A 12,890-nucleotide genomic window follows, 5' to 3' on the forward strand; every position below is an offset into this window, starting at 1 on the left:
GGTTGTTGATCTGTTGCTTCTCCCTCTTTTACACACATCTTAAAAAATACACAGGCGTATGTCATTGACCCGTTCGGGCTACTACAGGCTGTAGACGTCAAACAAAACCCGCCCGACCCTGCCATTGCGCCATCTGTTACTTTGAATTTAAAAGGAATTTTGGTATAATCAAAATGATAGATGGGCGTTACGCCCATTTTTTGTTTTTGGACGTAACGTTTTGAATTAAGGGTGCGTATGCAAAATTTGCATTCGGTAGTTGAAAAGACAGTCACGCAGTTAGGATACGAGCTGGTTGATTTTGAGGCAGCCAATCGTGGCAAGTTATTGCGCGTGTTCATCGACAAGCTGGCACCCAAAGACAATAAGGACAGCGTTACGATTGATGATTGTGTTCTGGTGAGCAACCAGCTTGGCAACGTGCTGACGGTAGAACTGGATATCGATTATGACCGCCTGGAAGTCTCTTCTGCCGGTCTGGATCGTGTGTTGCGCAAGGAACGTGATTTTATGCGTTTTACTGGTGAGCGTGCACAAATCAAATTGCGAGTGGGAATTCCGGATGATGGCCCTAAAGCAACGCCAACCACATTGCCCAGAAAGACTTTTTTGGGGAAGTTGCAAGGCATTGACGAGGGGAAAGTGTTGATTGAGTGCGATGGCTGGGTTTATAGATTGTCGCTGGATAATATAGATAAGGCTCGATTGAGCCCGGTTTTTGATTAATTTGTTTTAGCTAATCCGTACGGTGAGTTGGAGATTACGATGAGTCGTGAATTATTGTTGTTGGTTGATGCCCTGGCCCATGAAAAAAACGTGGATAAAGAGGTAATCTTTACTGCCCTGGAACTGGCATTGGCTTCGGCGACGAAAAAGAACCATGAAGAAGGCGCTGATATTCGTGTCGAAATTGACCGTGAAACCGGAGATTACAAAACCTTTAGACGCTGGCAATATGTAGAATATGACCTGCTGGAAAGCTCGGCTTACCAGTTTGATGAAGAAGACGAACGTGCTGCTGGCAGACAAATTGGCGACTATTACGAAGAGCCATTAGAATCGATCTCGTTTGGCCGCATTGGCGCACAGGCAGCCAAACAGGTGATTTTGCAGAAGGTGCGCGAAGCTGAACGTGAGCAAATGATCCAGGACTTTTTGGCGCGTGGCGAAAGCCTGGTCACTGGCGTGATCAAGCGGATGGAAAAAGGCAATGCGATTATTGAAGTGGGCCGTATTGAGTGCCTGCTACCACGTGAAGCCATGATTCAAAAAGAAAACCTGCGCGTGGGTGACCGTGTGCGTGCTTATCTGTCACGCGTGGACCGTGGTGGCCGTGGGCCGCAACTGATCCTGTCGCGTGTCGCTCCCGAGTTCCTCAAGCGTTTGTTTGAGCTGGAAGTGCCTGAAATCGAAGAAGGCCTGCTGGAGATTCGTTCTGCGGCGCGTGATCCTGGCTTGCGTTCCAAAATTGCGGTTAAAACCAATGACCAGCGCCTGGATCCTGTGGGGACTTGCGTGGGCATGCGTGGCTCCCGTGTACAAGCGGTGACTTCTGAGCTCGGTGGCGAGCGCGTGGATATCGTATTGTGGAGCATGGATCCGGCACAGTTTGTCATTAATGCCTTGGCGCCAGCTGAAGTGACGTCGATTGTGGTCGATGAAGATGCACACAGCATGGATGTGGTGGTGAACGAAGAGCAATTGGCGGTAGCGATTGGGCGCAACGGTCAAAACGTGCGTCTGGCGTCGGAACTGACTGGCTGGAACCTGAATATCCTGACCGAAGAAGCGGCTGCGCAGAAGAGTCAGGACGAGTATGCCAAAATCAGCCAATTGTTTATCGAGAAGCTGGATGTGGACGAAGAAGTGGCGGATATCCTGGTGCAGGAAGGCTTTAGCACACTGGAAGAGATTGCCTACGTGCCTTTGGCAGAGATGGCTGAAATCGAGGCCTTTGATGAAGACACGATCAATGAGTTACGTTCACGCGCACGTGCTGCCTTGTTAACCGAGGCGATTGCCAAAGAAGAAAAAGTTGAAGAAGACACCAACGACCTGATGACGCTGGACGGTATGGATGCAGACACTGCCCATAAACTGGCAGCCAGCGAGATTCATACCAGCGAAGATCTGGCCGAACTGGCAGTCGATGAGCTGGTTGAGTTGACCGGAATAGATGAAGAGCGTGCGAAGTCATTGATTATGACGGCGCGAGCACCCTGGTTTAAGTAACCAGGCGTTTTAAATAACCTATGCGTTTAAAACATCATGCATACCTCTTAATTAAAAAATAAAGTAATTGAACTGGAGCAGTACATGGCACTTTCAACCGTCGCACAATTTGCCGCCGAGCTGGGTCTTCCAACGACTCTTCTTATCGAGCAACTGAAAAGCGCAGGCGTTCATAAAACGTCTGTGGATGATTTCCTGGAAGAGGGTGACAAGGCTGCCTTGCTGGATTACTTGCGTAAAGAGCATGGGGCAGGTAACGCGCCTAAAAACAAGATTACGCTGACCCGTAAGCAGAACACCGAAATCAAAAAGCTGGATAGCTCAGGTAAAGCCCGTACGATTCAGGTGGAAGTGCGTAAAAAACGCGTGCTGGAGCGCCCTGAGCTGGGTTATGAGCCGCCTGTGGATGCCGCTGCTTATGATGAAGCCGAGCCAGTACCAGCAGAAGTTCTGGAGAGCTTGCCCGTAGAGGTTGAGCCGGTCGTGGTGGAAGAACCTGTGATCGAAGAGATCGTTGAGGTCGTGGCTGAACCTGAGCCAGAGCCAGAGCCAGAGCCAGAGCCAGAGCCAGAGCCAGTAGTTGAGGCACCAGCACTTACACCAGTCGTAGAAGCCCCAGCCCCTGTGAAAAAAGGCGTGGTTCTGTCGGCGCAGGAGATTGCCTTACGTGAACAAGAAGCTTCGCGTGCGGCCAAGCTGGCTGCCTTGCAGGCAGAAGATATCAAGCGCAAGCAAGCGTTGACACAACGTCGCGCAGAAGAAGAAGCCAAGCGCCAGGCAGAGGCCGAGGCTGCGAAGAATAAACCCGCAGCCACCAAGTTGTCTGAAGGGACGCTACACAAGCCCGCTGCCAAAGCAACAGACAAGCCAGAAAATAAAGATAAAAAAGCCAAGACCGACAACCGCGACTGGAATGAAAACGAGAACAAAAAACGCGGCATTAAAACCCGTGGTGATGCACCTGCTGGCGGCGCTCAAGGCTGGCGCACCCCTAAGGGCAAGCATCACAAATCCAATAAAGATGATCAGCACGCCTTTAATGCACCAACCGAACCTATCATCAAAGAGGTGATGGTGCCGGAGACCATTTCGGTTGCGGATTTGGCGCACAAAATGTCTGTCAAAGCGGCGGAAGTGATCAAGGCCTTAATGAAAATGGGCATGATGGTGACCATCAACCAGGTGCTGGATCAGGACACTGCGATTATTCTGGTCGAAGAAATGGGTCACAAAGCGCAAGCCGCGGCTGCGAATGATCCTGAAAGCTTCCTGGAGGAAACCGAAGGCGTTGAAGCGATTCTGGAATCACGTCCACCGGTGGTCACGGTCATGGGTCACGTTGACCATGGTAAAACCTCCTTGCTGGACTATATCCGCCGCAGTCGCGTGGCTTCAGGTGAAGCAGGCGGCATTACTCAGCATATCGGTGCTTACCACGTGGAAACGCCACGCGGCATGGTGACCTTCCTGGATACCCCTGGCCACGAGGCTTTTACCGCTATGCGTGCCCGTGGTGCGAAGGCGACCGATATCGTGATTCTGGTGGTATCGGCTGATGATGGCGTGATGCCACAAACGATTGAAGCGATACACCATGCCAAGGCAGGTAATGTGCCTATCGTGGTGGCGATTAACAAGATTGATAAACCGGAAGCCCAGCCAGAGCGCGTGAAAAGCGAGCTGATCTCACATGAGGTGGTGCCAGAAGAGTACGGTGGCGATACCATGTTCCGTGAAGTGTCTGCCAAAACCGGTAAAGGCATTGATGAGTTGTTGGAAGCCGTGTTGCTGCAAGCGGAAGTGCTTGAGTTGAAAGCCCCGCTCAATACGCCAGCCAAAGGCCTGGTCATTGAAGGTCGTCTGGACAAAGGACGTGGTCCGGTGTCTACCGTTCTGGTGCAGTCAGGTATCCTGCGCCGCGGCGATATGCTGCTGGCAGGTACGGCTTATGGCCGTGTGCGTGCCATGCTTGACGAGAATGGCAACGACATTAAAGAAGCCGGCCCGTCTATTCCGGTAGAAGTTCTGGGCTTGTCTGATGTGCCAAGTGCTGGTGAAGAAACCATCGTCTTGAACGACGAGCGCAAGGCGCGTGAAATTGCCTTGTTCCGTCAGGGCAAGTTCCGCGATGTGAAACTGGCCAAGCAGCAGGCTGCCAAACTTGAAAACATGTTTGAGCAGATGGCTGAAGGCGAAGTACAAACCCTGAACCTGATTATCAAATCAGATGTACAGGGCTCTTACGAAGCCTTGACCACCAGCCTGCAAAAACTGTCTACCAGCGAAGTACGTGTGAATATTATTCACACCGGCGTGGGTGCTATTAGCGAGTCAGATGTGAACCTGGCCGCCGCTTCAAGTGCGGTACTGATCGGCTTTAACGTCCGGGCAGATGCCGGCGCACGTAAGCTGGTTGAGAATCTGGATGTCGACCTGCGTTACTACAACATTATTTACGAAGCTGTGGATGAGATCAAAGCGGCGCTGGGTGGCATGCTGGCACCAGAGCAGAAAGAGCAAATGATTGGTACGGTAGAAATCCGCGAGGTATACCGGATCTCCAAAGTGGGTGCAGTGGCCGGTTGTTATGTACAGGATGGCGTGGTTAAACGTAACTCCAAAGTCCGTTTGCTGCGTAACAATGTGATTATCCACACGGGTGAGCTCGACTCCCTCAAGCGCTTCAAAGATGACGTTAAAGAAGTTAAAAATAACTTTGAGTGCGGCTTGTCTCTCAAGAACTACAATGAGATTGAAGTCGGCGATATTCTTGAAGTTTATGAAGTCGTTGAAGTGGCCAGAACACTCTAATGGCTAAAGCATTTTCAAGAAATGACCGCATCTCTGAGCAAATGCGCCGTGAACTGGCGGATTTGCTCATGTTTGAGGTGAAAGATCCGCGTGTGCAGATGGTCACCTTGACCGGGGTTGAGGTGGCGGGTGATATGGCACATGCCAAGGTCTTTTACACCGCGCAGAAGAATAGCAAAGGTCTGCAAGCCGGCCTGGAGAAAGCCGCCGGCTTTTTGCGTACGCAGCTGGGCAAGCGCATGATGATCCGTACTGTCCCGCAGTTGCATTTTGTCTATGATGAATCCATAGATCGTGGGATGCATATGGACAAGCTGATCAGCGACGCTTTGTCTGATACCCCTCCGCAAGAATAATTTTCACCTCCTTTCGCGCTATGCAAACCAAACGCATTAAACGTGCCGTCAGTGGCGTGTTGTTGCTGGACAAGCCCTATGGCTTTTCATCCAATCAGGCCCTGCAAAAGGTCAAATGGTTATATCAGGCCCAAAAAGCCGGACATACCGGGACCTTGGATCCTCTTGCAACTGGCGTGTTGCCGATCTGTTTGGGCGAAGCCACCAAATTTGCACAACACCTGACAGATGAAAACAAAACCTATGTGGCGACCGTCAAGTTTGGTGTGACCACCACCACCGGAGATAAAGAGGGTGACGTCGTCAGTGAGGTGGCTTGCCAGGTGTCGTGTGCAGAGATTGAGCGCGTGTTGCCGCAGTTTATGGGGTCAATTACACAAGTGCCTCCCATGTATTCTGCGCTCAAGGTAAACGGTAAGCCTTTGTATGAATACGCGCGTAATGGTGTCGAGCTAGAACGTGCACCGCGTCAGGTAACCATTCATGCATTGCGTGTCTTGGCCTGTGCTGAGAATAGTGCAGAAATCGAAGTCTGTTGTAGCAAAGGCACTTATATCCGCACCTTAGGCGAGGATATCGGTAAAGCACTCAATGTGGGTGCGCACCTCACAGCTTTACGCCGTACGGCGACCGCCACTTATCAAATCGCCGAGACCGTGACGATAGAAGCTCTGGAGCAGATGTCTATTGAGCAGCGCGATGCGTTGCTGCTGCCTGTCGATAGTGCTATTCAAATCCTGCCTAAAGTCGAGCTGCATCAGGATGCCGCCTATTATTTCAAACAAGGCAATCCAGTCTGGCTGGCTGGCGTTATCCCAGCGGGCGATTTACGTATTTACAGTGCTTCCGGCTTGTTTCTTGGGGTCGGCCAGCAGCAGCGCGATGGCCGTATTGCCCCCAAGCGCGTCGTTAATCTCTAGCTTTTCACTTGCTCATCTCGCTAAAACGCATGGCTTTTGCATAAAAATGCAATAGAGTTGCATTCTGTGGGCAAGAATTTATGTTAGTATATTCAACATGTTAAAGCGCTTTTATGTGTATTTTCTATTGGCAGTGTTGTTTGCGATCACGCAGACAGGCCTTGTCACACATGAAATTACCCATCTCAAAGAGCTGACGCAACACTCGCAATCTGACAAACATCAAAGCAAAGACCAATGCAGGCTCTGTGTCGCCTACGCGCATCTCGTCGGGGTGATGACGCAGGCCCAGCAATGGAGCTTGCCAGAGCTTAGCTATCTTGCTGTCATCAGCGCCCTGGCGATTGCCATACAGCGCCCAACGCTCGCGGCCTATGCCGCACGCGCCCCTCCTGCCATTGTTTAACCCTTGACGATACATTCTCCAGGTCGCGCTTGCGGCTGGAGTGAGCTATTTATGCAGTGCACACAGCACTGCCTGACCTTGTCTGGAAAAAACAATGAAAATGTTACAAAAGAGGATGTCTGCACGTGGGCAGCAAAAATCATTATGGCTGGCATTGATGGCGGCGTTGAGCTCGCCCATGCTGGTCTCGGCAGAAGACGCGAAAACCCTTGATATTGATAATGTGCCTGTCACGGGCAATCCCCTCGGCGTGGCATCGGATGATATGGTGGTGCCGGTCTCGGTACTGGGCGGACGTGAGCTCAGTTTGCGTCGTCAGGGGACTCTGGGCGAAACCCTGAATGGCATTCCGGGCGTGACGGCCACACAGTTTGGTCCAAATGCTTCGCGTCCGATTATCCGTGGCCTGGACGGCGAGCGTGTGCGTATCATGCAAAACGGTGTTGGTATTCTGGATGCCTCGTCACTGAGTTTTGACCATGCAGTGGGCGTGGATCCATTGATTATTGAGCAAATTGATGTGGTGCGAGGTCCGGCAGCGTTGCTGTATGGCGGCAGTGCCATGGGCGGTGTCGTCAACGCCATTGACCACCGTATTCCTAAGGAATCCCTTAATGGCTATACCGGCCGCGCTGAAACCAGGTTTGGCGGGCCAGACAATACGCGCAATGGCGCTGCTGTGGTCGATGTGGGCAATGGCCTGTTTGCATTGCATGCCGATATCTACAGCCGTGAAACCAGCAATCTTGAGATTCCTGGTTATGCGCTTTCCAAGCGCAAGAGTTTGGCCGATGGTACTGCGCGCGATAGTCGCGGCAAGGACAAGCTCAATAATAGTTCTGCGCTGGCCAATGGCGGCGCATTGGGTGCTTCCTGGACCTTTGATACAGGCTATCTGGGGATTTCCTATGCTGACTCCAACAACCACTATGGCACCGTGGCCGAAGAGAATGTCAGAATCAATATGGAAAACAAACGTACGGAGTTGGCAGGTGAAGTGAGAGAGCTCAAGGGACCTGTACAAAAAATCAAGGTGAGAATGGCTTACACCGATTACCAGCACGTAGAAGTTGAGAGTGGGGTGGTTGGAACCACTTTTAAAAACCGTGGTTTACAGGGTAGCCTCGAAGCCACCCATGTCCCACTGGCTGGCTTGAATGGGGTGGTCGGCTATCAGTTCCAGAACACGCGTTTTCAGGCCTTAGGCGAAGAGGCATTTGTGCCTAGTGTTACCACCGTGGACCAAGGGGCTTATGTCTACGAAGAATATGCAATCGATAAACACAAAGTCACCTTTGGCGGGCGGTTGGGCGATACCTCGATAGACTCCCATGTCGATGATAAATTCACCCAGGCGTTTAGCAAACACTTTAACCCTAATAGCTTTGCGCTGGGGGGGCTGTACACCATTGATGAATCCTGGAGTGTGACGACCAACTTGTCGCATAACGAGCGTGCACCTAGCTATTTTGAACTGTATGCGAATGGACCACATATTGCGACTGGGCAGGTGGAGGTCGGTAATACTAACCTCAGCAAAGAGCGCTCCAACGGTATTGATGCTCAGCTGAAATGGAAGTCAGGTGGTCACAGTGTGACGCTAGGCGCGTATGCCACCAAATTTAAAAACTTTATCGGCTTGTTTAATACAGGCATTGAGGTGCCGGTGGATGGCGAGCTGTTGCCTGAAGCACAGTTTAGAGCGGTTCCGGCCTTGTTCAAGGGCTTGGAGTTAGAAGGCAAGTTTGCCTTGAACGACGAGTGGACATTAAAAATGCGCGGTGACTACGTGCATGCCAAAGACACGCGTAACAATCAATACTTGCCAAGGATCTCGCCCTTGCGTTTGGGCGGTGGGTTAGATTATCGCCTGGGTAACTGGAATGCTCGCCTCGATGTGCTGCATGCCTTTAAGCAGAATAACGTGGCCGAGAACGAGCTCAAAACCAATGCGTATACTAATGTTAGCGCATTGGTCGCATACAAGTTGCCGGTGAAGTATAACGTGGAGTTGTTTGCCAAGGCGAATAACCTGCTCAATGAAGAGATCCGTGAGCACGCTTCTTTTCTGAAGGATATTGCCCCGTCAGGCGCGAGGGCGGTATTGGTGGGCGCCCGCGCTGACTTTTAAGCGGTGGAACTAACTGCGCCTCTGGACGCCGCATTACGCGGCGCGCAGAGGCGCAACAGATCAAAGCAACAGGCTGACTTGGTCAGCCTGTTGTCATTTAATTGAATAAAATCAAGCCCCAGACTACCGTCAAGTTGATCAATGCCAACAACACGGCAGCACTGCCAATATCTTTGGCTCGCTTGGCCAGCGCATGCCGTTCAATCGACACGCGGTCTACGACCGCTTCAACCGCCGAATTCAGCAGCTCCACAATCATGACCAGCAACACACTGCCCACCATCAGGATGCGGTGCAGGGCTTCAGACTCCAGGTAAAATGCCAGAGGAATCAGCACCAGCGAGAGCCAGACCTCCTGACGGAAAGCATCCTCATGCTTGTAAGCGGCTTTGAAGCCATCCATGGAGTAGCCAAAGGCATTAATCAAGCGCCGGAGGCCGGTTTTGCCTTTGAACGGACTTTCCTGGTGACCTGAAGGGGTGTTGTTTTGCATGGGTTATCTCTAAAATTGCGAACATCAGATTTTAACATGCGCTATGATAGCGCTTTTAGCAGTGTAGTGAGGATCGAACATGGCAAGATTGGTGCAATGTGTGAAACTGGGCAAAGAGCTCGAAGGCATGGATTTTCCGCCTTATCCGGGAGAACTGGGTAAAAAGATTTATATGCATGTGTCTAAAGAAGCTTGGGCAGGCTGGTTAAAACAGCAGACCATGCTGGTCAATGAAAACCGCTTGAGCCTTGCGGACCCGAGTGCACGTAAATATCTATCCGAGCAAACCGAAAAGTACTTTTTTGGCGAAGGCGCAGATGTTGCCACTGGCTATGTGCCTCCTTCTGCCTAGTGAAAATGGTTAATGCGATGAGGCTTTAAACGTATCCCGGCCAACAAAAATAAAAAGCACTCCTCGGAGTGCTTTTTATTTGCGGTCTATTACGACTGCGTCTCGCGCTGAATATCTTCCAGGCTGGTATGACGGATATCTTTGCCTTTGACCATATAGACCACGTACTCCGAGATGTTTTTCGCATGGTCACCAATGCGCTCAATGGCTTTTGCCACAAACAGTACTTCAAGTGACATCGAGATCGTACGCGGATCTTCCAGCATGAACGTGATCAACTGACGCATGGCGGCGCGGAATTGTTCATCCACCTGCTCATCCTGTCTGGCGACTTCCACGGTCTGGCTGACATCCAGGCGTGCAAATGAATCCAGCGCTGTACGCAGCATTTCACGCACAATGCCAACCATGGTTTTGATCTCGTTGAACCGTGGTTTGTACATCCGGTCTTGCTCGTAGATGCGCTGGGCAGTCCGTGCAATTTTAGTGGCTTCATCACCAATCCGCTCCAGATCCGTGATGGTTTTCACCATCATCATGATCATGCGCAAATCACGTGCTGCAGGTTGTCTGCGCGCAATAATATGGCTGCAGTCTTCATCTACCTGCACCTCTAAGGCGTTGACACGCGCATCGCGCTCCATGACGTCTTTGGCTAGATTGACATCCGCGTTGGTCAGCGACTCCAGTGCATTGACGATTTGCTGCTCAACGACCCCGCCCATTTCCAGAACCTTGGCCCGGACGGACTCCAGTTCAACATCATATTGCTTAGAGGTGTGTTCAAATTGCATGACAAATTTTTCCTAATTATTGTGCCGGTGCAGAGTACCAGCCCAATATGACAACTGTATGATAATTTTCAGTGTGCAGAAGTTGCAATTACTTGGTCAGAGTTTTAACGCCGTTTGGCGTGGCCAGCAGCAACACATTGGCTGGGCGTGCTGCGAACAAGCCGTTAGTCACCACCCCTACGATCTGGTTAATCTTGGCTTCCATTGCAATCGGGTCGGTAATGCTCAAGCCATGCACATCAAGGATCAAGTTGCCGTTGTCAGTCGTGAAGTCACGCAATTGGGGTTGACCACCCAGTTTTACCAGTTCACGTGCCACATGGCTGCGAGCCATCGGTAATACTTCTACTGGCAGGGGAAACTTGCCCAAGACGGGTACAAATTTGCTTTCGTCGCAGATACAGATGAAAGATTTGGCCACAGCTGCCACGATCTTTTCACGGGTCAATGCACCGCCGCCGCCTTTGAGCATATGCATGTGCTCCGTGATTTCATCGGCGCCATCCACATAGATATCCATGCTGTCGACGCTGTTCAAGTCAAAGACCTCGATACCGTGGTTACGCAGGCGTTGCGCGGTGGCTTCTGAGCTGGCGACTGCGCCGGTGATTTTATGTTTGACTTTGGCCAGTTCGTCGATAAAAAAGTTGGCGGTTGAGCCGGTGCCCACACCAATAATGCCATCCTTGACATAATTGACTGCTGCTTTTGCCACTTCGAGTTTCAATGCGTCTTGTTGTGCTTTATCCATCGCCATGTGCTTCAATCCTTGATTAATTCTTTATAATACAAACAATTCTCTATCATACACTGCAACCTTGCGGTTTTAAAATCTCCACGCATTTCATGACCATCAATTACCGCGAAAAAATCGAACACTCCCAAGTCTATGCCGTTGCCAGACATACGCCGCTCGATGAATTGCCCAACTTGTCCTCGCGACTGAATAACCGGGTGTTGCTCAAGCGCGAAGATATGCAGCCGGTATTTTCATTCAAACTGCGCGGTGCCTATAACAAAATGGCCAACCTCTCGGCTGAGGCTTTGCAGCGTGGCGTGATTTGCGCCAGTGCCGGAAACCATGCGCAAGGCGTGGCCTTGAGTGCGCAAAAAATGGGCTGCCGTGCCGTCATTGTGATGCCGACCACCACGCCAGCGATCAAGGTCAATGCGGTGCGCGCACGCGGTGCCGAAGTGGTGTTGTTTGGCGACAGTTACTCCGATGCCTACTTGCACGCGCTCGATCTCGAGCAACGGGAAGGGTTGACCTTTGTGCATCCTTACGATGATCCGGATGTCATTGCCGGACAGGGCACGATTGCGCTGGAGTTGGTGCAGGATCATGCGGCGCCGATTGAAGCCGTGTTTTGTTGTGTCGGCGGCGGTGGCTTGCTGGCAGGCATGGCGGCCTATCTGAAAGCGGTCCGCCCCGAAATCAAAGTCATCGGCGTCGAAGCACAAGATGCCGAAGCCATGACCGAATCGCTGAAGCTCGGCCAACGTGTCATGTTGGAACAAGTGGGCCTGTTTGCAGATGGGGCTGCGGTCAAGCAAGTGGGCGAGCATACCTTTGCGCTCGTGCAGCAATATGTCGATGAAATGATCGTGGTTGATAACGATGCGATTTGTGCCGCTATCAAAGACGTGTTTGAGGATACGCGCAGCATTCTGGAACCGGCCGGGGCGCTGGCCGTGGCTGGTTTGAAGGCCTACAGTCAACGCGCACAGTGTCAAGGTAAAACCCTGGTCGCAGTGGCTTCAGGTGCCAACATGAACTTTGACCGCTTGCGCTTTATTGCCGAGCGCGCGGAGTTGGGGGAACGCCGGGAGGCGGTCTTTGCCGTCACCATTCCTGAGACCCCCGGCGCGTTTAAGCGTTTTTGCCGCTTGTTAGGGCAGCGCAATATTACCGAATTCAATTACCGTTTTGCTGACACCGAGCAGGCGCATATTTTTGTCGGGTTGGCGGTGCATCACCCAACCGAGGCCGATGTTATCGCGAGCAAATTGGCGGCGGCTGGCTTGCCCACCATTAATTTGAGCGACAACGAGATGGCCAAGTTACATTTGCGCCATCTGGTGGGCGGGCATGCGCCACAAGTCCAAAACGAGGTGGTTTACCGTTTCGAGTTTCCTGAAAAACCCGGCGCCTTAATGAACTTTCTCGAATCCATGGGTCACAACTGGAACATCAGTTTGTTTCACTACCGTAATCATGGGGCAGATTTTGGCCGGGTATTGGTGGGCATGCAGGTACCGCCCGAGGATCAGCTAGCCTTTACCCAGTTTTTACAGCAATTGGGTTACCCGTACTGGGATGAGAGCCATAATCCGGCGTATCGTTTATTTTTAGGCTGATAGCAGCCATGATGGTGGTTGTTTGCAGCCAGTGCCG

At 51.6% G+C, this 12,890-nt stretch carries 13 protein-coding genes; 9 read left to right on the forward strand and 4 right to left on the reverse strand.

The features are described from left to right. On the reverse strand, positions 1-197 hold a 197-nt coding region (locus tag Q9292_RS06360; RefSeq protein ID WP_313986104.1), incomplete at its 3' end, for a hypothetical protein. 40 nt (positions 198-237) lie between these two features. Here Q9292_RS06360 and rimP point away from each other — a divergent pair. The 7 genes from rimP to Q9292_RS06395 all read left to right on the forward strand — a co-directional run bounded on the left by rimP (position 238) and on the right by Q9292_RS06395 (position 8,856). Further along, complete coding sequence (gene rimP, locus Q9292_RS06365; RefSeq protein WP_313986107.1) at positions 238-726, forward strand: ribosome maturation factor RimP; 489 nt, start codon at positions 238-240, stop codon at positions 724-726. 39 nt (positions 727-765) lie between these two features. Further along, positions 766-2,232 carry a transcription termination factor NusA gene (nusA, locus tag Q9292_RS06370; RefSeq protein WP_194749775.1) on the forward strand — a complete coding sequence of 489 codons (1,467 nt, stop codon included), beginning with the start codon at positions 766-768 and terminating at the stop codon, positions 2,230-2,232. Positions 2,233-2,316: 84 nt separating this feature from the next. Continuing rightward, positions 2,317-5,043, forward strand: a complete 2,727-nt coding sequence (gene infB / locus Q9292_RS06375; protein WP_313986110.1) for a translation initiation factor IF-2 — start codon at positions 2,317-2,319, stop codon at positions 5,041-5,043. Continuing rightward, a complete protein-coding gene (rbfA, locus tag Q9292_RS06380; RefSeq protein WP_313986113.1) occupies positions 5,043-5,399 on the forward strand; it encodes a 30S ribosome-binding factor RbfA in 357 nt (118 codons plus the stop codon). The genes infB and rbfA overlap by 1 nt, the downstream gene beginning before the upstream one ends. A 20-nt stretch (positions 5,400-5,419) precedes the next feature. Then, positions 5,420-6,319, forward strand: a complete 900-nt coding sequence (truB, locus tag Q9292_RS06385; RefSeq protein WP_313986116.1) for a tRNA pseudouridine(55) synthase TruB — start codon at positions 5,420-5,422, stop codon at positions 6,317-6,319. A 97-nt stretch (positions 6,320-6,416) separates the two neighbouring features. Further along, positions 6,417-6,725 (forward strand): hypothetical protein, encoded by a 309-nt coding sequence (locus Q9292_RS06390; protein WP_194749771.1) that lies wholly within the window; start codon positions 6,417-6,419, stop codon positions 6,723-6,725. 100 nt (positions 6,726-6,825) lie between these two features. Next, entirely contained in the window at positions 6,826-8,856 is a 2,031-nt protein-coding gene (locus Q9292_RS06395; RefSeq protein ID WP_313986368.1) for a TonB-dependent receptor, read from the forward strand. Positions 8,857-8,953: 97 nt separating this feature from the next. On the opposite strand, the gene Q9292_RS06400 is transcribed toward Q9292_RS06395, so the two are convergent. After that, positions 8,954-9,349, reverse strand: a complete 396-nt coding sequence (locus Q9292_RS06400) for a diacylglycerol kinase (RefSeq protein ID WP_275356407.1) — start codon at positions 9,347-9,349, stop codon at positions 8,954-8,956. A gap of 79 nt (positions 9,350-9,428) precedes the next feature. On the opposite strand from Q9292_RS06400, the gene Q9292_RS06405 reads away from it, so the two are divergent. Next, a complete protein-coding gene (locus Q9292_RS06405) occupies positions 9,429-9,701 on the forward strand; it encodes an oxidative damage protection protein (RefSeq protein WP_194749769.1) in 273 nt (90 codons plus the stop codon). Positions 9,702-9,790: 89 nt separating this feature from the next. On the opposite strand, the gene phoU is transcribed toward Q9292_RS06405, so the two are convergent. Further along, positions 9,791-10,495, reverse strand: a complete 705-nt coding sequence (gene phoU, locus Q9292_RS06410) for a phosphate signaling complex protein PhoU (RefSeq protein WP_194749768.1) — start codon at positions 10,493-10,495, stop codon at positions 9,791-9,793. Positions 10,496-10,583: 88 nt separating this feature from the next. Next, entirely contained in the window at positions 10,584-11,246 is a 663-nt protein-coding gene (rpiA, locus tag Q9292_RS06415) for a ribose-5-phosphate isomerase RpiA (protein ID WP_194749787.1), read from the reverse strand. Positions 11,247-11,341: 95 nt separating this feature from the next. On the opposite strand from rpiA, the gene ilvA reads away from it, so the two are divergent. Further along, positions 11,342-12,853: a threonine ammonia-lyase, biosynthetic gene (gene ilvA / locus Q9292_RS06420; RefSeq protein WP_313986125.1), complete on the forward strand. Its 1,512-nt coding sequence runs from the start codon at positions 11,342-11,344 to the stop codon at positions 12,851-12,853. Positions 12,854-12,890 lie beyond the last annotated feature (37 nt).

It is taken from the genome of Methylophilus sp. VKM B-3414, assembly GCF_032248435.1.
Taxonomy (GTDB): Bacteria; Pseudomonadota; Gammaproteobacteria; order Burkholderiales; family Methylophilaceae; genus Methylophilus; species Methylophilus glucosoxydans.

What these genes read in the sequence shown, in the direction of transcription:
- Q9292_RS06400 (WP_275356407.1), bottom strand. Translation starts at nt 9,349, where the DNA reads ATGCAAAACAACACCCCTTCAGGTCACCAGGAAAGTCCGTTCAAAGGC.
- rimP (WP_313986107.1), top strand. Translation starts at nt 238, where the DNA reads ATGCAAAATTTGCATTCGGTAGTTGAAAAGACAGTCACGCAGTTAGGA.
- rbfA (WP_313986113.1), top strand. Translation starts at nt 5,043, where the DNA reads ATGGCTAAAGCATTTTCAAGAAATGACCGCATCTCTGAGCAAATGCGC.
- Q9292_RS06395 (WP_313986368.1), top strand. Translation starts at nt 6,826, where the DNA reads ATGTTACAAAAGAGGATGTCTGCACGTGGGCAGCAAAAATCATTATGG.
- phoU (WP_194749768.1), bottom strand. Translation starts at nt 10,495, where the DNA reads ATGCAATTTGAACACACCTCTAAGCAATATGATGTTGAACTGGAGTCC.
- rpiA (WP_194749787.1), bottom strand. Translation starts at nt 11,246, where the DNA reads ATGGATAAAGCACAACAAGACGCATTGAAACTCGAAGTGGCAAAAGCA.
- nusA (WP_194749775.1), top strand. Translation starts at nt 766, where the DNA reads ATGAGTCGTGAATTATTGTTGTTGGTTGATGCCCTGGCCCATGAAAAA.
- truB (WP_313986116.1), top strand. Translation starts at nt 5,420, where the DNA reads ATGCAAACCAAACGCATTAAACGTGCCGTCAGTGGCGTGTTGTTGCTG.
- Q9292_RS06390 (WP_194749771.1), top strand. Translation starts at nt 6,417, where the DNA reads ATGTTAAAGCGCTTTTATGTGTATTTTCTATTGGCAGTGTTGTTTGCG.
- infB (WP_313986110.1), top strand. Translation starts at nt 2,317, where the DNA reads ATGGCACTTTCAACCGTCGCACAATTTGCCGCCGAGCTGGGTCTTCCA.
- Q9292_RS06405 (WP_194749769.1), top strand. Translation starts at nt 9,429, where the DNA reads ATGGCAAGATTGGTGCAATGTGTGAAACTGGGCAAAGAGCTCGAAGGC.
- ilvA (WP_313986125.1), top strand. Translation starts at nt 11,342, where the DNA reads ATGACCATCAATTACCGCGAAAAAATCGAACACTCCCAAGTCTATGCC.